Raw genomic sequence first — 18,672 nt, forward strand, 5'->3', positions numbered from 1 at the left:
CGCGTGACGGTTCGGATGAGCCCGCAACGGTTTGACGAGCTGGTCTCCGACGCACTCGACTTGATCCCCAAGGAACTGGCGCAGGCGATCGACAACGTCGTCGTCCTGGTCGACGACCGCAACGCCGACGAACCCGACCTGCTGGGTCTGTACGAGGGAATCGCGCTGACCGAGCGCGACAGTTGGTATGCGGCGGGATCGCTTCCGGACACGATCACGATCTACCGCGGCGCGCTGCTGGAGTTCTGCGATACCGAAGCGGAAGTCGTCGAGGAGGTGGCCGTCACGGTGATTCACGAGCTTGCGCACCACTTCGGCATCGACGACGACCGTCTGCACGAACTCGGCTGGGGTTAGCCCGCCGACACGCCGCGTCGTTGGTGCACTTGCGTCTGCGCGCGCGAGAAACTTGGCGCATGAGTAGTCGATGCCGTGCCTGTGTGGCTGGGGTCGAACACTGTCACGGCACCGTGATTCACCACATCCTGGCCCGCACCGAATGCACCGAGCCCGACTGCCGGACTCCCGAGGTCGTGCATGCGTTCTCGGTCGACTGTGAGGCCATCGGCTGCATGTGCGCGCGCGACGTCTCGATCGCGCGGGTGATCTGAGCCGTCTCAGCCCATCGGGTCAGCCGACTCGAGCGCGTCCTCGACCGGATCGACGTCAGGCTCGGGATAGAACGGCGGCAGTATCGTCCCCCACTGCACACAGCTCCACCGGCCGTCGGTAATCGGCGCCAGCACCACCGCCTCGGTGTTGCCCAGGTGGTGGTCGAGGGCGAAGCTGCCGTCAACACCCGCCAGCACCGCCGACGCCAGCCGGATCGCCGCGCCGTGGCTGACCATCACGATGTCGCCAGAAAACGAGTCGTCGTCGAGGTAGCGCATGCGCAGCTGGGTGACGACCGGCAGATAGCGGTCAAGCACCTGGCGGGCTGTCTCCCCCGCGGGCAGCGACAGGTCGACATGGCCCTCGTGCCATCGCTGATAGATGCTGTTGAACTCCTCGATGGCCGCGTCGTCATGTCGGTTTTCGAGGTGGCCCACCTGGACTTCGTGGATGCCTTCCAGTTCATGGGTGTCCGCGCCGAGTTCGTCAGCGATCTCGCGCGCGGTCTGCGACGCCCGCACCGCGATCGAGTGCGCGATGAGTCCGGGTTTGTCGGTGAGCCCACGCGCGAAGGTCCGGGCCTGATCGCGACCGAGATCGGTCAGCTCCGCACCCGGTGGCCTGGTGTCGAGTCGGCGCTCGACATTGCCGTGTGACTGTCCATGCCGGACCAGCACCAGCCGTCCACTCACGCGTCCCCCTCCCGTATTTCGCCTTCCCGCATCTGCGTCTGCGCGGCCGATCCCGTCGGCCATGAACCGAGATATCGCACATCCGCACAACGTTCGACCAACGCCTTGAGTGCCTCGGCGACCGGCTCGTCGTCGACGTGGCCGACGCAGTCCAGGAAAAAGATGTACGTGCCAAGTTCGGTTCGGGTGGGCCGCGATTCGATCCGGGTCAGGTCGATGTCGCGGATCGCGAACTCTCCGAGGGCCGACGCCAATGCGCCGGGAACGTTGTCGAGTCGCAGCACGACCGAGGTACGGTCGGCGCTGGTGCGCGGTGGAGGGGGACCGACCGGTCCCGCCAACACGAAGCGGGTGCGCGCGTTGGGCTCGTCGACGACGCCGTCGGCCAGCACGTCGAGCCCGTGGCGGTGGGCGGCCAAAGCGGTGGTGACGGCGGCATCGGCGCGACCCTCGGCGACATCCACGGCCGCCGCGGCGTTGGAGTCCGCGGTCTGGAATTCGGCGCCGGGAAGGTTCTTGGCGACCCATTTCGCGACCTGGGCGCGCGCGACCGGAAACGCGGCGATCGTCGCCGGGTTCGTCACACCGCTTCGCACCGCGATCGTGAACGCGATGTCGAGGGTGTACTCGGCGAAGATCTGCAGTGGCGAGCCGGTCGCCAGACTGTCCAGCGTCGGCAGGACGGTTCCGTCGATCGAGTTCTCGATCGGGACGCACGCGAAGGCGGCCTCCGCGGATCGCAGCATTTCCAGCGCCGCCGCGGGGCTGCCCGTCGGAAACCACTCGAACTCGTCCAGAGGGACCAGCTGAGCATTGACCATGCCGCGCAAGGCCGCCTCGGTGAAGGTCCCTTCAGGTCCGAGATAAGCGATGCGGGTCACGGTGCAACCCTATCGGTTCACCGCGGTAATCCCGTTCCGCTGCACGTAAGCCTTGCGCGACCGCGGGACCCGTAGTTAAGTTAGGCTCACCTTATCTACGGAAGGTTGGGCGATGACAGAGCTGGTGACCAAAGCCACACCGACGACGGCCGAGCGTATCCGCAGCGCATTTGCGCGGGCCGGCGGCGCGATGCTGGCGGTCGAAGGGCTGGAACCCGCCGAATCTCCGGTGCACCACCTCCTCGACGACGGCTCGTTCGCGATCACCGTTCCGGTCGACGGGGCCGTCGCTCAAATGGTGGTCGCGGCGGGTGCTGCCGGTGTCCAGGCGGTACTCGAGATGACTGATTACGCCCCGCTGCCGCTGCGCGAGCCGGTGCGATCACTGGTGTGGATCCGCGGCCGGCTGCATGACGTCCCCGCCCGCGAGATTTCGTCGCTACTCGACCTCATCGCGGCCGAGGATCCCAATCCGGCCCTGCTCCAAGTGAACTCGGGCCCCGCCGGCTCCGACAAGGACACGCGCTACGCGTTGATGCGGCTCGAGATCGACTCGGTCGTCGTCGCCGACTCCACCGGTGCTGAATCCGTCGGGTTGAGCGCGCTGCTGGGTGCGCAACCCGATCCCTTTTGCGCAATGGAGTCGTGCTGGCTGCAGCACATGGAGTCCGCCCACCGCGAGGTGGTCGACCGGTTGGCCAGCCGCCTTCCCATCTCGTTGCGCCGCGGACGTGTCCGTCCCCTTGGCCTGGACCGCTATGGCGTGCAGCTGCGTGTCGAGGGTGATGACGGCGACCACGACGTTCGGCTGCCCTTCGCGAAGCCGGTCGACGACATCAGCGGCCTGTCCCAGGCGATCCGCGTGCTGATGGGTTGCCCGTTCCTCAACGGCTTGCGCGCGCGCCGACTCTGAGACGCACCCGGGCCGCTAGCCTGGCCCGGTGACCGGCGGCCCCGACGAACTCTCGGATCCGCAGCGTCGTGGGCTGCGCATCGAGATCGCCGTCGTGCTGGCGGTCACCTTCGGACTTTCGGCGTACACCGCCCTACTGAACCTGATCGAAGCCATCCTGCTGGGACTCTCCGGACAGGTCGTGGCGCTCAATCCGCGCCGTTCGCCCTTTGATCCGATCGACCTCGGACTCAACCTTGCGTGGGTGTTCCAGTTGGTGGCGTGGGGCGCGCTGGGTCTATACCTGTTGTGGCGCAGCGGTTTTGGGCCTTCTCAGATCGGGCTGGGCCGGCTCCAGTGGCGCCCCGACCTCCTTGGCGGCGTCGGCCTGGCGCTGCTGATCGGACTGCCTGGACTGGGGTTCTATCTGCTTTCCCGGGTGCTGGGCATGAACGCATCTGTGGAACCCGCTGAGCTTTATGACACCTGGTGGCGCATCCCCGTGCTGCTGCTCGTGTCCTTCGCGAACGGGTGGGCCGAGGAGATCATCGTCATCGGGTTCCTGCTCACCCGGCTGCGCCAGCTCCGGTTCAGCCCGCTCGCCGCGGTGATCATCACGAGCCTGCTGCGCGGTCTGTACCACCTGTATCAGGGCTTCGGCGCCGGGATCGGCAACGTCGCGATGGGCCTGGTGTTCGGCTACGTATACCTGCGCACCGGCCGGTTGTGGCCGCTGATCGTCGCACATGCCCTGATCGACGCGGTCGCGTTCGTCGGATACGCAGTGGCGGCAGGCCATCTGAACTGGCTGCAGTAAGTCCCGGCCGACGTACATTCTTGCTGTGGACGACAACCGGCAGCCGCCCCCGGGGGGTGCCCCGCATCAGCGCCGGGAGCCGTCGCAGGTGATCCGCCGCGACCCCAACTACCGGCCGCCCTGGCCGCCGAATCCGGCGACACCTCCGCCGCCGCAGCACCGACCCCCGCCTCCCCCTCCGCCACGCAGGCCGCCACCCCCGCAGTCGCGGCCCCCGGTACCGCACGCCCGCCCGCCCGCGCCGCCCCACCGAACTGCTCCCCCACCGCCGCCGCGGCCGAAAAAGCCTCGGCGCAAACGGCGCTGGGGACGCATGCTGATGGCGCTGCTGCTCGTGTCCGTGGTCGCGGTCGTCGCCGGTGGGCTCTGGATGGACTCGTCACTGCACCGCATTCCGGCACTGACCGACTATCCGGACCGGCCCACGGCGGGCGCGGGTACGACATGGCTACTCGTCGGGTCGGACAGCCGGCAGACGCTGACGCCCGAACAACAGGCCGAACTGGCCACGGGCGGCGACCTCGGCAGCGGCCGCACCGACACGATTCTGTTGGTGCACATCCCCGCCATCGGTTCGAGCACGCCGACCACCATGGTGTCGATCCCGCGGGATTCCTATGTGGAGATCCCGGGGTATGGCAGCGACAAGATCAACGCCGCGTTCATGGAGGGGGGCGCTCCGCTGCTGGCGCAGACCGTCGAGCAGGCCACGGGACTTCGGTTGGACCATTACGCGGAGATCGGTTTCGACGGGTTCGCGGTCATGGTCGACGCAGTCGGCGGAGTGACGATGTGCCCCGCCGAACCGATCGACGATCCGCTGGCGGGGATCAACCTGCCCGCGGGTTGTCAGAAGCTCGACGGCCGCACCGCGCTCGGCTACGTCCGCACGCGCGCGACGCCACGCGCCGATCTCGACCGGATGGTGAATCAGCGCGAGTTCATGTCCGCTCTGCTGCACCGCGCCGCCAGTCCCGCGGTGTGGCTGAACCCGCTGCGCTGGTACCCGATGGCGGACGCGGCGTCGGGCGCCGTCACCGTCGGCCAGGAGGATCACATCTGGGACCTGGCGCGTCTCGGATGGGCGCTGCGCGGCGACGTCACGACCACGACGGTGCCGATTGGCGAGTTCACCGAGGGCGATTCGGGGTCGATCGTCGTGTGGAATAGCGAGATCGCCGACCAACTATTCGCCGCGCTGAAATCCGACGCTCCGGTACCACAGGATGTCATCGACGCCCAACCGTGACACGCTCAGCAAATTATTAGTTTTTCGTGTAAGCGCCGTCACAATTGCGCCGCCTTACTTAGGTAACGCTGGCCTGCGTTAGGTTCACCTTCGATGACAATACCCTCTGACCTGCTATATTCTCGGCGGCATGACGACCACCGATGCACACGAGACAAAATTCAACACTCTTCTGCAGGAGCAGATTCGCAGTGAATTCGGTGCCGCTCAGCAATACGTCGCCATGGCTGTTTATTTCGCCTCCGATGAATTGCCGCAATTGGCCAAGAGTTTCTACGCCCAGGCCGTCGAAGAGCGCAACCACGCGATGATGCTGGTGCAGTACCTGCTCGATCGCGGCCTGCCCGTCGAGATCCCCGGTGTCGATCCGGTGCGCAACACGTTCGACTCTGCGCGTGACGCGCTGGCTATGGCGCTCGACATGGAGCGCACGGTGACCGAACAGGTCACCCGGTTGGCCGGCGCCGCTCGGGACGAGGGCGACTACCTCGGCGAGCAGTTCATGCAGTGGTTCCTCGCCGAACAGGTCGAGGAAGTGGCGCGGATGACGACGCTGGTGCGGATCGCCGACCGCGCGGGCACCAACCTGTTCAACCTGGAGGACTTCGTCGCGCGCGAAATGGCCGCTCCGACAGCGGATCCGTCCGCACCCAAGGCGGCCGGCGGCGCCCTCTAGTCGCTCTGCACCCCGGTCAGACCGTTCTGCAGCCAGTCCTTGGTCCGGCCGGGGTGATTCGTCGCCACCCAGGCGACGCCGACATCCCGGCAGTAGTTCACGTCCTCGTAGTGGTCGACGGTCCAGCAGTACAGCGCCCGGCCCTGTGCGGCGGCGCGATCCACCAGTTCGGGATGCTCACGCAGGGTCGAGATCGACGGGCCAACCGCGGTGGCGCCGACCGTCGTCGCCGCACTGCCGCCCAGGACACGCGACGTCTCGCCGAGCAGCACGGTCGGCAGCATCGGCGCTGCCCGCCTGATCCGCCACACCGCGGCGGCCGAGAACGACATCACCACGGCGCGCGACAGATCCGCCGACGGCGGTGAAGCCACGCCATACCGGTGGAGCAGAGCCAGCACCTTGCTTTCGACCAGCGCGCCGTAGCGGACGGGGTGCTTGGTCTCGATGAAGAGCTTCACGGGGCGGTTCCAGTCCAGGACCAGCTTGACGAGGTCGTCGAGCGTGAGCAGTCCGGTGTCACCGGTCGCGCCGCCGGCTTCCCGACTGGGATGCCAAGCGCCGTAATCTAATTCGCGTAGCTGTGCCAGCGTCATCTCGCTGACCAGTCCGCTCCCGTTGGAGGTTCGGTCCACCCGGCGGTCGTGTACGCAGACCAGGTGACCGTCGCGGGTCAGCCGCACGTCACATTCGACCCCGTCGGCGCCTTCCTGCAGTGCCAACTCGTACGCGGCCAAGGTGTGCTCGGGACGCTCGCCGGACGCACCGCGGTGCGCCACGACGAACGGATGGCCGGCAAGTGCGCCGTCGCCCGAGTTCATAAGTACCTATGCTGCCGGGTTTTGGCCTCCGGTCTCAACCGCTACGGCATTCTCGGGTTCGGTGTTGGTGTTGACCGGCGCATCCGGCACGATCACCCAGCGCCTGGACGGCTTCTCGACCGGCTGCCGCTCGAACCCGTCGAAGACCTTCATCACGAGCAGCACGGCGGCCAGTGCCAGCAGATAGGCCACGGTGGTCGTCACCGTGTTGTCCGCGATGGCCTGTGCTTCGGTGGCGAAGCTCGTCGCGATCGAGAACACCGACACCGCGGTGCTCGCGATCCACACCAGCCACCACACGGCGATGCTTCTGCGGAGCCAGCTCAGCCGCTCTTCGACACCGGCCAGTTCGATGACGAACACCGGTGCCCAGGCCAGGTTGACGATGGGTACGAGGCAACCCGCACGCAACTCCCACAAAGGACGCGGATCCGGCTGTCCGCGGTAGGCATAGGCGGCGGCCCTGCGGCCAATGAGCCAGTTGGTCAGCACAATCGCGCTGGCGACGACCATGAAGATCGCGATGACGCTGGCAGCCACGCCGATCCACGTCGCACCACCGGCCACCCACGGGTTCAACAACATGCTTCGGTTGACGATGAGCAGCGCGTAACGCACCAGATGCACGAGCGCCGCCACACCGAGCACCACCATCGTCGCGACCAGTGTCGTTCGCACGATCCGTGCGGACGGGCCCGGGCGCTGCGGCGCCTGCTGCTCGACTTGTTCGAAGTGGTCGACGAGCCCCCAGCGCGGAATGAACGGATAGCGCGGCGTGGGGCCGAGGGGTCGGCGGGTCCTGCGCGGCGGTGGAGCGGCGCCCGGTCGCACCGCGATCCAGCGGTATCCCTGAGGCAACCTTCCCCTGCCGGACGACGGCGGGGCCCCCAGCTGATTGGGGTTTGGGCTCGTCGGCGCGAGCAGCGCGCCGTTGCAGCGCGGGCACCATTCCCGTTTGCGGTCGCGTACGTTCCACCGCGTTCCGCACGTGGAACAGACCTGGATCATCCGACCAGCCTAGCGACGGTTGCCCGAAGGATCCTCAGATGACGCCCGCGCCGCCGTCGTCGGTGATCACGGGTCGGCCGGCACCGGCCCACGCCATCATTCCCCCGCTGACGTTGAGCGGTGAATAGCCGTTCTGCGCCAGGTACTGGGCGACGCGCTGCGACCGGCCGCCGCCTTGGCATACGACATACAGCGCGGCCCCGGAGTCGATTTCGGCGATACGGGCCGGGATCTGGCCCATCGGGATGTGTTGGGCGCCCGGAGCGTGGCCGCGCTGCCATTCGTCGTCCTCGCGAACGTCGAGCAAGATCACCGATTCGTCGAAGGTCTGAGGAACAGTGGCGATATCGGCCTGCGCAACCGCGTCGGAGTCCATCCGCCAATGCTTGCACACCGCAACCGGTCCGCCCAGCGCCAGCAATTCCGGACTATCCACAGTTTCCACAGGTTCATCCACAGGCCCACCATCGGGGCAAAACGAGTCTGAGCCGCTGAATCTGTGCAATCGCTCAAGATCACTGTGGATAAACTGGGACCCGATCAATGCGGCAATCAACAGCCGGAGCGAGCCTGAGCGAAATATGTCGCTAGGCTAAGCATCCGCTTCTTGACGGCTGTCAGGAGTTTTCTACCCACTACCTGCATGTCTCAACCCTTTTGCGTCCCGATTTCTTCCGGCGATCCGCAGGGGTTATGATCGCGGTCACAAACTTGGCATTGTGACAGATCTCACCGGGGAGGGTACCGATCGTGCAGGTCAGGAGCTGTTAATGGCGTCGCCGCATCCAATGGGGCCGGGGTCCGCGGTGCCACCTTCTGAGTGGCATTCCTCCGCGAACATCTACACCCGCAGCCAGCTGATGGCCTGTCTGCGAGCCGGTGTGATCGCCCTCGTGTTGTTGGGCGTGCTCGCCCTGATCGTCCTGTACTGATCGGCCCGCACTGATCCACCCCTTATAGGCATGAAAAACGGGCCCGCTCGCGATGAGCAGGCCCGTCCTCGTTTCAGTCCGCTATGCGGGCGGGTACACGCCCATGCCCTTGGCCTTCTCGGTCTGCCAGAAGATGTCAGAGATCTCGTCGATCGTCTTCAGCAGCTTCTCGGCGACCGCGACGTCGGTCGACTTCTTCACATCGCCGGCGCCGTGCACGCCGTCCCAGAAGAGCTGATGCAGGTTGGGGAACTGCTCGAAGTGATCCTTGGTGAAGAAGTCGGCCCACAGCACCATGAGGTGATGCTTGACCTCCTCAGCGCGCTGCTCCTTGATGATGATCGCGCGCGTGCGGAAGTGCTCATCGTCTGAGTCATGGAACTTCTGCAGGGTCTTGAGGCACGAGAGTGCCTCGATCTTGGCCTGGGCCGGATCGTAGACACCGCAGTACAGGTCGCAGTGGGCGTGGGCAGGGGTGGCGTTGTTCATGAGTCGATGCAGCATGGCCCTAACCTACCCTTCGAGGGTGGCGCGCAACCATCCTCCACCGCTTTGGCCACTGCGTTTGTTCACGGTGGTCGAGGACTCTATGCGCCCGGCGCTGAGACCGGGTGACGGATTGGTTGGTCGGCGCGGTGGTGTCCCGCGATCCGGTGAGTTGCGGGTGTTCCGTGACCCACGCCGGTCCACGCGCTGGCTCGTCAAGCGAGTCGGCGAGGTGTACGGAACTGGTGCGGACGCGATCTTCGAAGCCCGGTCGGACAATCCCACAGCACCGGGCGCCGTTGACTCTCACGAGCTGGGCTGGGTGTCCGCTGCAGGCACCTACCGCGTCGTCTTGAAGGTCCGGGCGCCGGGCCACCGCGGCCAATGATTGCGTGTCCGCTTGCGCGCCGGTGAGAACCTGCGCATCCTGATCTGATCGACCCACAGTCGTGTCGGGCTTCACCGAACAACGATGGTGCGGAGGCGAGATGGAGATGGGGTCTGGTCGGGCGATCGAGATCGCCCCGTTTCATTCGCAGGGATCACTCAAAGGGTTTGTGATCTCGGGCCGCTGGCCGGATTCGACCAAAGAGTGGGCACAGCTGTTGATGGTCGCGGTGCGCGTGGCGTCACTTCCTGGATTGCTCTCCACCACAACGATTTTCGGCGCGCGCGAGGAGTTGCCCGACGAGCCTGAGCCCAATACCGTCGGCCTGGTCGTCGCGGAGGGCACCGTTGTCGGCGAATCTGCGGTTCCGCCAGGATATTTCGCACAGCATCAGCCACCGGCCCTGCTGATGCTCCATCCGCCGTCGGAGACCATGCCGACGCTGCCGGAATGCTCGGGTGCAGCCTCGGGTTGCGTGCTGCTGCCCGGCCTGCCCCATCTCGGCCTGGAACACCGTGCCGCCTGGGTGGAAGCCGAAGCCGACGGGACCGTCACGTCGATGGTGAGCAGGGTCGGTGTCGACCCGATCAGCCACCCCGACACCGCGATACTGGCCATGCTTCTTGCCGCGTAAGGGTTTTCGAAGCTGACTCAATTCGTATCCCTGAATGCTCGATTCGGGTACCCGAAATCGTTGGGCCGACTGGCGTGTCGTCATCTCCGCCGCTACTGTCGGGTTATCAGCGAAGGGGAGTAGCCCCCAATCGTCGTGTCGACATACTGGCGCAAGCCCGGCCGACGAACCGCACCTCATCACGAGGGGTGGTGGGCGAGACCTTCGACCGTAGTTTGGTCGAAAGGTCGTTCTCATGCTCACCGCCATCCTCATCAGCCTCGCCGTGGTGTTCGTGGCCGAGCTCGGCGACAAGTCACAGCTGATCACCATGACGTACGCACTGCGCCATCGTTGGTGGGTCGTGCTGTCGGGGGTCGCGATCGCCGCCACGCTCGTGCACGGACTGTCGGTGGCGATCGGTCATTTCCTCGGCCTGACACTTCCCGAACAACCGATCGCCTTCGCCGGCGCCATCGCATTCCTGTTGTTCGCGATCTGGACGTGGCGCGAAGGTCGCAACAGCGACGACGACGATGAGGTGCGCGTCGCAGAGCCACGCTTCGTGATCTTCGCGATCGTCTCCTCCTTCGTCCTCGCCGAACTCGGCGACAAGACGATGCTGGCCACGGTCACCCTCGCCAGCGACCACAACTGGCTGGGGGTGTGGATCGGGGCCACCGTGGGCATGGTGCTGGCCGACGGCGTCGCCATCGCGGCAGGCGTCTTGCTACACAAGCGACTGCCCGAAGGCTTCCTGCACAGTCTCGCCAGCGTGCTGTTCCTCGTGTTCGGCCTCTGGCTGCTCTTCGACAGCGCACTCGGGCTCCGCTGGGTCGCGCTGGCGGTCACCGGATCGGTCGTCGTGGCCGTCGGCTCCGTCGCGCTGGTTCGCTTCGCCAGGAAGCGACGTTCGGCGCCTTCGGCGGCCTCGCCCGCGCCGTCTTCGATCAATTCCCCGTAGCGCCGTTTCCGCTAATCTGCTGGCTGTCCATGACCGCCGTTATTCCACGACCGTGCCGCCGTCTCGCTAACCCACGCGCCTTTAGTGCGGTCGCTCGCCGCACCCCGCAACGCAGCGATTTTGCATCCAAACAGCAAATCTTTCGCCCGGCCATCAACAGTGGTTATGAACGTTGCCAGTTGTGAAAATCGGGATTAGTGTGGCGATCGCGGCCAAACCCCAGGTACGGCATTTCAGGCGATGTCCATCTTATTTGCCCGACCGCACCATGTGACCGCAGTTTGTGCGTAATGTGACGGTGTCGTCACTGGTTGGGGGAGCCCAGGGAATGCGAAAGGTGGGTTAACTTGAACCCAGTTTGCACTTGGGTTTGGGCACAACTCTCGCTACGATGATCAGCAAATACGCCGCCCAATAGTCCGCTCGTCTACGCATGTGGAGGTCAATACCGATGAGCAAGACGTTCGCCGCCCGTCTAAACAGACTGTTCGACACGGTCTACCCGCCCGGTCGCGGCCCGCACACTTCCGCCGAAGTCATCGGCGCACTCAAGTCCGAGGGCGTGACGATGTCCGCTCCGTACCTGTCGCAGCTACGCTCCGGCAACCGCACCAACCCGTCCGCAGCCACCATGGCCGCCCTTGCCAACTTCTTCCGTATCAAGCCGGCGTACTTCACCGACGACGAGTACTACGAGAAGCTCGATAAGGAGCTGACCTGGCTCGCGAATATGCGGGATGAAGGCGTTCGTCGCATTGCGGCGCGCACCGTCGGTCTATCGGTTGAGGCCCAGCAGGACATCGTCCAAAAGGTCGATGAGCTGCGCCGCCAGGAGCATCTGGACGATTAGCTTGCCGTAAGCTGCGTTGCGTTTGCCCGCGAAGTCGTCACGGCGCCCCTTTGGGGATCTATCACCCGGATCAGGCCCTGGCGTTACCAGAGCGGATCAGCGCGCGGTATTGCGTAGCTATCTCGAGGATCCACTCACGGTCTGAGTAGACCTCGGGTTGGCGCAACCACCTCAAACCGGGAAACTTCGGATCCCCTTCCTTCCGTGCGCTTTCACGACCCGCGTAGATCCACTGAGCAATAGCGTGCGCCTGCTCCTCGGGTGGCACCGCCGGCGGCTCGATATCGGCGTCCTCCCCGTCGATGTCGCTGTCGTCCTCGGTGTCACGATCGGCGGCGAGCGCACCCCCGGTGCCGACCCGCTTTCTCGTGACGTCTGCGGCGGTGGCCTCCAGGAAGAGCGCATCGGAGATCAGCGACATCCTTTCGGCCACCCGGAACGCGAGCGGGCCGCGGGGACGCACTCCGATACCCACGTCGGGATGGCGGCGTCCCAATTCGTCCAGCAGCGGTTCAATCACCCTGAGCTCACGGCGCGAACCGAACCAGTCCTCCACACTCGGCAGCAGCGAACCGGCGGCAACGACCAGCATTGCGCAGCCGAGAAGGGTGGCTGCGGCGCCAACCCCGACGGGTCCGGTATTGCCAAGCGCCCGCACGAAGAAGAAGCCGGCCGCCAGCACGATCAGCACGATGCCGATCGTGAACACGAACAGCGCCCGTCCACGGCGGCTGCGGTTGGAGTACCGCAGCCCGGCCCACGACACCAGCGTGAGCGCCCCCAGCACGTAGAGCAGCGGCAGCAGCCACGGCAGCGAGTTGCCGTCCGCGGCAAGCGTCTGCCGCAGGTACTCCTCGGGCGCCATCTCCGACTGCTGCTCCGCCGAGAAGAATGTCACCAGGCTCACCGCGGCGATGACGCCTGCAACGGCGTACTGAGCGATTGCGATCTTGCGGATCGTTGCGGGCTTACGCCCGGACGCGACGGTGGTGATCATCACGCAGCTGCCCGCCGCGCACATCACCAGTGCTACCTGAGACAGGCCCATCGAGACGTTGGGCCAGCGCAGCAGGGTGTCGACGAGGAGCGTCAGGGGCTGCCAGTTCAGCGCAGCGATCATCCCGAGGCTGCCGAGCGCAAGGATCATCGCGGTGCTCACCAGCGATTGCTTGTTGACCAGTGCCCATCCGATGCGTAAACCGGTGGCCAATCCGAGCAGACCGGCGATCACCCAGACGATCAACCAAACGCCTCTCCGAGCCGGACCTGGACGATGGAGGCACGATCGGAGGGCAGCCGGCCCAACCGATACAGCAGCAGCGCCGCGAAGTCCTCGGCTTCCTGCTCCAGATCCTCACCGTTGGGTCCCATACAGCCTGTGCGCTGGTTCAGCATGTAGCCGATCAAGTCGGAGCTGGCCATCTCGGTGTTCTCGAGGGCGGCCTCGACAACCGGCATACCCTCATGCCCGAGAACCAGGTGTCCGAGCTCATGTGCGAGGGTGCGGTCCCATGCCGGTAGGCCCTTCTGAATAAGGAACACATCCCGATCGGCGTACTGACGCCACTGCCCGCACACACCTGGCGGCAGATCGGCTGTCTTCAGCTCGATCGGACGCCCTCTGTCTCTGCTGACGGCGTCGACAAGCCGGGTGAGCGACACCTCCCCCTGGCGCGGAGCGAGGTCCAACACCGCGCCCACTGCGCGGGTGACGCTGCGGCTGGCAGGCATACATTCCCCCCTATTCGACGAGTCCACTATGCGCTGTCCGGCCCGCTAAAGCATCAGTTCCTCGCCAGTTCAGTTCACAAATCTTGCGGCGCCACCTGTGCGTACAGCACGCCCCGCCTTTGCCTGGCGGTAGCCGACGAGGCCACCAAGACCGGTGAGAATCACCATCCCCACGAGTCCAGGTGCCGCCACTGCGAATACCTGCGAAATCCCCGCGTTGCGCAGGTATTCGGGGTATCCGGCGCGGTACGACGCGGGTGGGGAATCGACGTTGCTGGCCGTCTCGGCAGGCGGTGCCTGGCGCCCCACGGGCGGTTCGGCCGCCGTTCCGCGTGGCGAGGCCGGGACCGGCTCCGCCGGTAGCCCGCGCGGCACAGCGCCACCCGGCAGAGCCACCGGGGGCGCCACGATGACCGGCAGATCGATCGGCGCGACTGGAACCGCCGGCGATGTGATGCCGATGCCGGGTTCGGCGTCGATCACACCCGGCTGCGAGGGCGTGTGCTCTGGGAGCAGATGCTGCGGCAATTGCATCCGCGGCGGATCGGGGCGGACCACCTGCGGCCGATGCGGTGGGCCCGCGCCTCCGCCGCTGCCGGGGGGAGACGGGTCGGGGTCGGGTCCAGGTGGCCATGGCCAGCAGTCATCTGGGTCTTCCTCGCCGGGCGGTTCCTCTTTTGGCGGCCAGTGCGGCGTCTTGGGTGGCGTCTCACCACCCGGGCCGTCCTCGCCCTCCTTCCCGTCGCCGGACTCGCCATCGGTGGGCTTCTCGTCGTGGGGCGTCCGCGGATTCCGATGGGGCAGTCCGGCTCCGGGCTGCCGGTCGCGAGGCTTGCGACCATCCGGCTTGTCGTCTCGGGATCCGGTGCGCGGGGATCCGTCGTCACGGCCGCCCGGCCGTTGCGACGACGCCGGGGATCCGTCGTCATGGCGGCCCGGCCGGGGCGACGACGCCGTGCCGTCCTTTTGCCCAGATTCGCTTTTGGCGTCATTTCCGTCGCCGGCGCCGACGGAGCGGGGCGCGGGGGATGCATGCGCAGAAATGCTGTTGGCACCACCGACCAACAGCCCGGAGGCCACCAGAAAGCCGGCCGCGGCGATGCGCACACGCGAACCCACCTCTGCACCACCCTTCACACGCACCGCCGATGCCAAAATTTGCTGTCACGCGATTGTCGCACAACTGGGTTGACGGGATTACTTGCGGCCGAAACAACATCGCCGCGGGCCAGGGCCGCGCGGCAAACGCAGCGGACGATAGTGTTGTGCGGCATCGACAACGCGACCGGGAGACTGCTGGGATGAGCCTGTTCAAGCGCAAAACCCGCGCCACCCGCAAGGCCGAGGCCCGCGCCATCAAGGCGAAGGCGAAACTCGAGGCCAAACTGGAGGCGAAGAACGAGACTCGCCGCATCAAGGCGGCGCATCGGTCGGAAGCCAGGGCTCTGCATGCCCAATTGCGGGCGCAGCGCGAGAGCGAGCGAGCGGCACTAAAGATCGCGGACATGCAGCTGAAAGCGGCGCGCGAGGGTAAGTTGTTCTCCCCCATCAGGATTCGCCGCGTCCTCACCGTCACCCGTCTGCTCGCGCCAGTCGTGGTGCCCCTGGTGTACCGGGCCTCTATCTCAGCGCGCGGTTACGTCGACGAGCGGCGTGCGGCCCGGTTGGGTGTTCCGCTGAGCCAGCTCGGTCAGTTCTCAGGCCATGGGGCAGAGCTGTCGGCGCGCATCGCGGGCGCCGAGCAGTCGCTCCGGATGGTCGGGGAGAAGAAGCCGAAGGACGCCGAGACGAAGCAGTTCGTCGCGGCCATCACCGAACGCCTCGGCGATCTTTCCGCCGCTGTCGCCGCGGCGGAGAACATGCCGCTCGCACAGCGCCGCTCGGCGCACGCCGCGATCGCCAAACAGCTCGACGGTATCGACGCCGACTTGATGGCCCGGCTCGGCCTGGTCTGACATGCGCCCGTCGGCGCGGTGTCGCACCGGGGTCCGCCGGTCAGCCTCGCCCGCTGACTAAAGATTCCGACGACACACGAAAGCCATAATCGAATGAGATCTACCAAACACATTGCCGCCCTTGCGATTCTGATGTTCGCACTCGCGGTGGGAACACTCGGGAACGCCGGCGTCGCCGCGGCACACGCGGCCCGCATCGCGTCCGACCCCGCAGAGAATGCCGTACTCCCACAGGCCCCGGCCAGGGTCAGCGCGACATTCAACGAGGAGATGCAACCCGAGTTCGCGGCGATGACGGTGGTCGGCCCCGACGGCAACCTGTGGTCAACCGGCGAACCCCAGGTCGACGGCGCCATCATCAGCGTCGGGGTGCGTCCTCTGGGCCCGTCGGGCACGTACACCGTGAACTATCGCGCCACCTCGGCCGACGGCCATGTCGTCTCGGGCTCGTGGTCGTTTCAGCTGACCGTGGCCGGAACCGGAGCCGCGGGGCCACCTGTAAGTGCGACGCCTCCGGCCGCGGACGCCTCCGGTGCATCCGCGGACGACGGCGGAATTCCGGTGTGGCCCTTCTACGTCGGCGCCGTGCTGATCGTCGGTGCCGGAGTCTTGTGGGCGGCGCGGCGCCGAAAGTGAGACCTTCCGCGGCGCTGGCCGGCGGGACGCTGGTGGTGGCCGCTGCGTCGGTGGTGGCGTGGGCGCTGGCCTACCCCCAGGGTTCACTGCCGGTGACGCTCGTGCGGGCGGTCGCCGATTGCGCGGCGGTTGTCTGTCTCGGACTCGCAGTGGTGCCGATGCTCGACGACGAGAGGTACCGGCGTGAACTCATCGGCCGCGCCGCAGTGCCGTTGTCCGCCGCGGGTGCGGTCTGGCTGGTGGCCGAACTCGGCCGGCTGATCGTGGCGGCCGCTCAAGCCGCCGCCGTCCCGATCTGGCGCCTGAACGTACCCACGACGGTCGATTTCGCGTTGGACACCGCGGCGGGACGCGCAGGCACCCTCGCGGTCGCGGCGGCTGCGGCATTGTGTGTCACCGCGGTCGCGGCGCCGCGTGCGGCAGCGGTCAACCTGGTGGTGGCAGGTCTTGCCGCGGTGGGCTTGATCAGCCGATTGATCACGGGTCACTTCTTCGAAAGCGCAGTCGGCGGTCTGGCGGTGGCCGCTCACACCCTGGCGGCTGCACTGTGGTGCGGCGCGCTGGTGGCCCTGGTGTTGACGGTCGAGCATCGCGGTCAGTGGGCGCGGGTGCTGCCGCGGTTCTCCCAATTGTCGCTGTGGTGTGTACTCGCGCTGCTGCTCGGCGGCGCCGTGGCGGCTCTCGACCGGCTCGGCTCACCCGCCGACCTCTACGCCACCGGCTACGGTCGGCTGCTGACCACCAAGATCGCGGTGGCGACGGTGCTGGTGCTGATGGGCTGGCGAAATCGCACGATCTGGCTGCCTGCGGCACGGGCTCACCGAACCACCGCGGTGTTGTCGCGATCCCGCTCGCTCGTCGAATTGGCGGTAATGGCCGTAGCGCTCGCACTCGCGGCCGGACTGGCCGCGACCGGTTAGCGCTATTGCCCACCTGGCATGATGGGTTCCACTGCCGGTACCCACGCTGACGCCGGACATGCGCAGACAGAAACTGCAAAGGAGCAGCCGATGGCAGACGAGCAGGACCGACCAGACCAAGGACCCACCCCGCCGGCCGAGTCCACGCCGCCGCCCGAGTCCACGCCGCCCGTGCCGACGCCGCCGCCCACGCCCCCGCCGCCGGCCGCCCAGCCTCCCGCAGCCCAGCCGCCTGTAGCCGAGACGCCACCACCTGCGAAGAGCACGCCGCCGCCCGCGCCGGCCCCGGTCAAGAAGACACCCGCCAAGGCCGCGAAGAAGACGCCGGCCAAGAAGAATCCCGCCAAGGCTGCGAAGAAGGCGGCCCCCGCGAAGAAGGCCGCGAAGAAGGCTCCGGCCAAGAAAGCCCCCGCCAAGAAGGCTCCCGCCAAGTCCGCACCGCCGAAGCTGGCGGAAACCAACGGCGACCTCACTGCGGCGGCAAAGGAAGCCGCGGCGAAGGCGAAAGCCACGGTCGCCGCCGCGAGCAACCCCGTGTCCGGTCCGGCGCCCGTGCCGTTCATCGGACCCGAGCCCTCCCGGCTGCCGATCGCGGCGGCCATCGCGGCCGGTGTACTCGCCATCCTGGTGGTGCTGATTGTCCGCCGCGGCTCCGACGAGAGCTGAACCGAATTCCACTTGACCCTCACGCCACGTCAGGGTCGATAGTGGCGTTATGGACGCCAAAACCGTCGGCGCGGTAGCCGCTCTCACCGCCGTCTCGGTACGCACCCTGCACCACTACGACCACATCGGTTTGGTGGTGCCGAGCGTCCGCACCCCGGCGGGGTACCGCGGCTACACCGATGCCGATATCGAACGGCTGCACGTGGTCCTGGTGTACCGCTCCGTCGGGCTGCAACTCGAGGAGATCCGCGCACTGCTGGACGACGGTGATGCGGATGTGCTCGAAAGCCTGCAGCGGCAGCACCGTCTGCTGCTGGAACAGGCCGACCGGCTTCAGCACACCATCAAGGCAGTGGAGGAACTGATGAGCGCACACCGCAGCGGTATCCAGCTCACCGCGGAGGAACAGATCGAGATCTTCGGCACCACCGCGTTCGGTGAGGATTACGCCGTCGAAGCCGAACAGCGTTGGGGTGAGACCGACGCATGGAAACAATCCCAGCAGCGGGCCGCGGCATTCACCAAGCAGGACTGGATCGATATCAAGGCCGAAGGTGACGCGTTGCTGCAGGCGCTGGCCGAGGCCAAGCGTGGCGGCGTCGAAGCGGGTTCCCCGGAGGCCGACGAGCTGGTCGCCCGGCATCGCGCAGCGGTCGGACGGTTCTACGACTTTGGCGGCGACATGCACCGCAACCTCGTCGAGATGTATGTCGCCGACGAACGATTCACCCGCTACTACGACGACGTCGAGCCCGGCCTGGCGCAGTTCGTGCATGACATTGTGTTGGCAACTCTGAACCGCTGAGGCTGACCCGCAGCTACGCTTGGTTTCCGGTATGCCCGTTCGACGGGTAGGGGGCATGGCTGGGCAGTTACCTTCGGG

General features: G+C 66.5%; 25 protein-coding genes. 16 read left to right on the forward strand and 9 right to left on the reverse strand.

What is annotated here, in order from left to right; genetic code table 11:
• Nucleotides 1-3 precede the first annotated feature (3 nt).
• Nucleotides 4-357: a metallopeptidase family protein gene (locus tag ACIA48_RS00650; RefSeq protein WP_396726585.1), complete on the forward strand. Its 354-nt coding sequence runs from the start codon at nt 4-6 to the stop codon at nt 355-357.
• Nucleotides 358-416: 59 nt separating this feature from the next.
• Nucleotides 417-611 (forward strand): hypothetical protein, encoded by a 195-nt coding sequence (locus ACIA48_RS00655; RefSeq protein WP_396726587.1) that lies wholly within the window; start codon nt 417-419, stop codon nt 609-611.
• A 6-nt stretch (nt 612-617) separates the two neighbouring features.
• On the opposite strand, the gene ACIA48_RS00660 is transcribed toward ACIA48_RS00655, so the two are convergent.
• Both ACIA48_RS00660 and pheA read right to left on the reverse strand, forming a co-directional pair.
• The gene (locus tag ACIA48_RS00660) at nt 618-1,304 is read right to left on the reverse strand and encodes a histidine phosphatase family protein (RefSeq protein ID WP_396726589.1); all 687 of its coding nucleotides are present in this window, start codon (nt 1,302-1,304) and stop codon (nt 618-620) included.
• Nucleotides 1,301-2,185: a prephenate dehydratase gene (gene pheA, locus ACIA48_RS00665; protein ID WP_396726592.1), complete on the reverse strand. Its 885-nt coding sequence runs from the start codon at nt 2,183-2,185 to the stop codon at nt 1,301-1,303. The genes ACIA48_RS00660 and pheA overlap by 4 nt, the downstream gene beginning before the upstream one ends.
• Nucleotides 2,186-2,297: 112 nt before the next feature.
• Between pheA and ACIA48_RS00670 the strand changes: the two genes are divergently transcribed.
• The 4 genes from ACIA48_RS00670 (at nt 2,298) to ACIA48_RS00685 (ending at nt 5,819) form a co-directional block, all read left to right on the forward strand.
• Entirely contained in the window at nt 2,298-3,098 is an 801-nt protein-coding gene (locus tag ACIA48_RS00670; protein ID WP_396726594.1) for a DUF2470 domain-containing protein, read from the forward strand.
• 28 nt (nt 3,099-3,126) lie between these two features.
• Complete coding sequence (locus ACIA48_RS00675; protein ID WP_396726597.1) at nt 3,127-3,894, forward strand: CPBP family intramembrane glutamic endopeptidase; 768 nt, start codon at nt 3,127-3,129, stop codon at nt 3,892-3,894.
• A 25-nt stretch (nt 3,895-3,919) separates the two neighbouring features.
• A complete protein-coding gene (locus ACIA48_RS00680; RefSeq protein WP_396726599.1) occupies nt 3,920-5,143 on the forward strand; it encodes an LCP family protein in 1,224 nt (407 codons plus the stop codon).
• 130 nt (nt 5,144-5,273) lie between these two features.
• Complete coding sequence (locus tag ACIA48_RS00685) at nt 5,274-5,819, forward strand: ferritin (protein ID WP_396726601.1); 546 nt, start codon at nt 5,274-5,276, stop codon at nt 5,817-5,819.
• Here the strand turns inward: ACIA48_RS00685 and ACIA48_RS00690 are convergent.
• From ACIA48_RS00690 to ACIA48_RS00700, 3 genes are read right to left on the reverse strand one after another with little or no spacing between them, the layout of a single operon-like run.
• Nucleotides 5,816-6,640 (reverse strand): glycerophosphodiester phosphodiesterase, encoded by an 825-nt coding sequence (locus tag ACIA48_RS00690; protein ID WP_396726603.1) that lies wholly within the window; start codon nt 6,638-6,640, stop codon nt 5,816-5,818. The two genes, ACIA48_RS00685 and ACIA48_RS00690, sit on opposite strands and share 4 nt — an antisense overlap.
• 6 nt (nt 6,641-6,646) lie before the next feature.
• A complete protein-coding gene (locus tag ACIA48_RS00695) occupies nt 6,647-7,648 on the reverse strand; it encodes a DUF4328 domain-containing protein (protein WP_396726606.1) in 1,002 nt (333 codons plus the stop codon).
• Nucleotides 7,649-7,682: 34 nt separating this feature from the next.
• Nucleotides 7,683-8,024: a rhodanese-like domain-containing protein gene (locus tag ACIA48_RS00700; RefSeq protein ID WP_396728418.1), complete on the reverse strand. Its 342-nt coding sequence runs from the start codon at nt 8,022-8,024 to the stop codon at nt 7,683-7,685.
• Between the two features lie 343 nt (nt 8,025-8,367).
• Between ACIA48_RS00700 and ACIA48_RS00705 the strand changes: the two genes are divergently transcribed.
• The gene (locus ACIA48_RS00705; protein WP_396728546.1) at nt 8,368-8,580 is read left to right on the forward strand and encodes a hypothetical protein; all 213 of its coding nucleotides are present in this window, start codon (nt 8,368-8,370) and stop codon (nt 8,578-8,580) included.
• A gap of 81 nt (nt 8,581-8,661) precedes the next feature.
• On the opposite strand, the gene sodN is transcribed toward ACIA48_RS00705, so the two are convergent.
• Nucleotides 8,662-9,084, reverse strand: coding sequence for a superoxide dismutase, Ni (gene sodN / locus ACIA48_RS00710; protein ID WP_396726607.1), 423 nt, complete (start codon nt 9,082-9,084; stop codon nt 8,662-8,664).
• Between the two features lie 85 nt (nt 9,085-9,169).
• Between sodN and ACIA48_RS00715 the strand changes: the two genes are divergently transcribed.
• The 4 genes from ACIA48_RS00715 to ACIA48_RS00730 all read left to right on the forward strand — a co-directional run bounded on the left by ACIA48_RS00715 (nt 9,170) and on the right by ACIA48_RS00730 (nt 11,881).
• The gene (locus tag ACIA48_RS00715; protein ID WP_396728420.1) at nt 9,170-9,454 is read left to right on the forward strand and encodes a S26 family signal peptidase; all 285 of its coding nucleotides are present in this window, start codon (nt 9,170-9,172) and stop codon (nt 9,452-9,454) included.
• A 100-nt stretch (nt 9,455-9,554) separates the two neighbouring features.
• The gene (locus ACIA48_RS00720) at nt 9,555-10,088 is read left to right on the forward strand and encodes a peptidase (RefSeq protein WP_396726610.1); all 534 of its coding nucleotides are present in this window, start codon (nt 9,555-9,557) and stop codon (nt 10,086-10,088) included.
• Between the two features lie 235 nt (nt 10,089-10,323).
• Nucleotides 10,324-11,031 (forward strand): TMEM165/GDT1 family protein, encoded by a 708-nt coding sequence (locus ACIA48_RS00725; protein WP_396726613.1) that lies wholly within the window; start codon nt 10,324-10,326, stop codon nt 11,029-11,031.
• A gap of 451 nt (nt 11,032-11,482) precedes the next feature.
• On the forward strand, nt 11,483-11,881 hold the full coding sequence (locus ACIA48_RS00730) for a transcriptional regulator (protein WP_396726616.1): 399 nt from the start codon (nt 11,483-11,485) through the stop codon (nt 11,879-11,881).
• A gap of 70 nt (nt 11,882-11,951) precedes the next feature.
• On the opposite strand, the gene ACIA48_RS00735 is transcribed toward ACIA48_RS00730, so the two are convergent.
• From ACIA48_RS00735 to ACIA48_RS00745, 3 genes are all read right to left on the reverse strand, one after another.
• Entirely contained in the window at nt 11,952-13,124 is a 1,173-nt protein-coding gene (locus ACIA48_RS00735) for a hypothetical protein (RefSeq protein WP_396726618.1), read from the reverse strand.
• Nucleotides 13,121-13,612, reverse strand: a complete 492-nt coding sequence (locus tag ACIA48_RS00740) for an ImmA/IrrE family metallo-endopeptidase (protein ID WP_396726621.1) — start codon at nt 13,610-13,612, stop codon at nt 13,121-13,123. Before ACIA48_RS00740 ends, ACIA48_RS00735 begins: the two co-directional genes overlap by 4 nt.
• Before the next feature lie 69 nt (nt 13,613-13,681).
• The gene (locus ACIA48_RS00745; protein WP_396726624.1) at nt 13,682-14,731 is read right to left on the reverse strand and encodes a hypothetical protein; all 1,050 of its coding nucleotides are present in this window, start codon (nt 14,729-14,731) and stop codon (nt 13,682-13,684) included.
• 182 nt (nt 14,732-14,913) lie between these two features.
• Between ACIA48_RS00745 and ACIA48_RS00750 the strand changes: the two genes are divergently transcribed.
• From ACIA48_RS00750 to ACIA48_RS00770, 5 genes are all read left to right on the forward strand, one after another.
• Complete coding sequence (locus ACIA48_RS00750) at nt 14,914-15,567, forward strand: DUF6474 family protein (protein ID WP_396726627.1); 654 nt, start codon at nt 14,914-14,916, stop codon at nt 15,565-15,567.
• Between the two features lie 93 nt (nt 15,568-15,660).
• Complete coding sequence (locus ACIA48_RS00755; RefSeq protein ID WP_396726630.1) at nt 15,661-16,203, forward strand: copper resistance protein CopC; 543 nt, start codon at nt 15,661-15,663, stop codon at nt 16,201-16,203.
• Complete coding sequence (locus tag ACIA48_RS00760; protein WP_396726632.1) at nt 16,179-17,123, forward strand: CopD family protein; 945 nt, start codon at nt 16,179-16,181, stop codon at nt 17,121-17,123. Before ACIA48_RS00755 ends, ACIA48_RS00760 begins: the two co-directional genes overlap by 25 nt.
• A 90-nt stretch (nt 17,124-17,213) precedes the next feature.
• On the forward strand, nt 17,214-17,789 hold the full coding sequence (locus tag ACIA48_RS00765; RefSeq protein ID WP_396726635.1) for a hypothetical protein: 576 nt from the start codon (nt 17,214-17,216) through the stop codon (nt 17,787-17,789).
• A 49-nt stretch (nt 17,790-17,838) separates the two neighbouring features.
• Nucleotides 17,839-18,594, forward strand: a complete 756-nt coding sequence (locus ACIA48_RS00770) for a MerR family transcriptional regulator (protein WP_396726638.1) — start codon at nt 17,839-17,841, stop codon at nt 18,592-18,594.
• Nucleotides 18,595-18,672 lie beyond the last annotated feature (78 nt).

The organism is Mycobacterium sp. NPDC051804 (assembly GCF_044452905.1).
Taxonomy (GTDB): domain Bacteria; phylum Actinomycetota; class Actinomycetes; order Mycobacteriales; family Mycobacteriaceae; genus Mycobacterium.

Bases quoted from the DNA above. Each gene is read 5' to 3' on its own strand.
- ACIA48_RS00725 (WP_396726613.1), top strand. From the start codon at position 10,324: ATGCTCACCGCCATCCTCATCAGCCTCGCCGTGGTGTTCGTGGCCGAG.
- ACIA48_RS00720 (WP_396726610.1), top strand. From the start codon at position 9,555: ATGGAGATGGGGTCTGGTCGGGCGATCGAGATCGCCCCGTTTCATTCG.
- ACIA48_RS00700 (WP_396728418.1), bottom strand. From the start codon at position 8,024: ATGGACTCCGACGCGGTTGCGCAGGCCGATATCGCCACTGTTCCTCAG.
- ACIA48_RS00770 (WP_396726638.1), top strand. From the start codon at position 17,839: ATGGACGCCAAAACCGTCGGCGCGGTAGCCGCTCTCACCGCCGTCTCG.
- ACIA48_RS00670 (WP_396726594.1), top strand. From the start codon at position 2,298: ATGACAGAGCTGGTGACCAAAGCCACACCGACGACGGCCGAGCGTATC.
- ACIA48_RS00715 (WP_396728420.1), top strand. From the start codon at position 9,170: ATGCGCCCGGCGCTGAGACCGGGTGACGGATTGGTTGGTCGGCGCGGT.
- ACIA48_RS00755 (WP_396726630.1), top strand. From the start codon at position 15,661: ATGAGATCTACCAAACACATTGCCGCCCTTGCGATTCTGATGTTCGCA.
- ACIA48_RS00685 (WP_396726601.1), top strand. From the start codon at position 5,274: ATGACGACCACCGATGCACACGAGACAAAATTCAACACTCTTCTGCAG.
- ACIA48_RS00690 (WP_396726603.1), bottom strand. From the start codon at position 6,640: ATGAACTCGGGCGACGGCGCACTTGCCGGCCATCCGTTCGTCGTGGCG.
- sodN (WP_396726607.1), bottom strand. From the start codon at position 9,084: ATGCTGCATCGACTCATGAACAACGCCACCCCTGCCCACGCCCACTGC.
- ACIA48_RS00695 (WP_396726606.1), bottom strand. From the start codon at position 7,648: ATGATCCAGGTCTGTTCCACGTGCGGAACGCGGTGGAACGTACGCGAC.
- ACIA48_RS00740 (WP_396726621.1), bottom strand. From the start codon at position 13,612: ATGCCTGCCAGCCGCAGCGTCACCCGCGCAGTGGGCGCGGTGTTGGAC.
- ACIA48_RS00765 (WP_396726635.1), top strand. From the start codon at position 17,214: ATGGCAGACGAGCAGGACCGACCAGACCAAGGACCCACCCCGCCGGCC.
- ACIA48_RS00730 (WP_396726616.1), top strand. From the start codon at position 11,483: ATGAGCAAGACGTTCGCCGCCCGTCTAAACAGACTGTTCGACACGGTC.
- ACIA48_RS00750 (WP_396726627.1), top strand. From the start codon at position 14,914: ATGAGCCTGTTCAAGCGCAAAACCCGCGCCACCCGCAAGGCCGAGGCC.
- ACIA48_RS00655 (WP_396726587.1), top strand. From the start codon at position 417: ATGAGTAGTCGATGCCGTGCCTGTGTGGCTGGGGTCGAACACTGTCAC.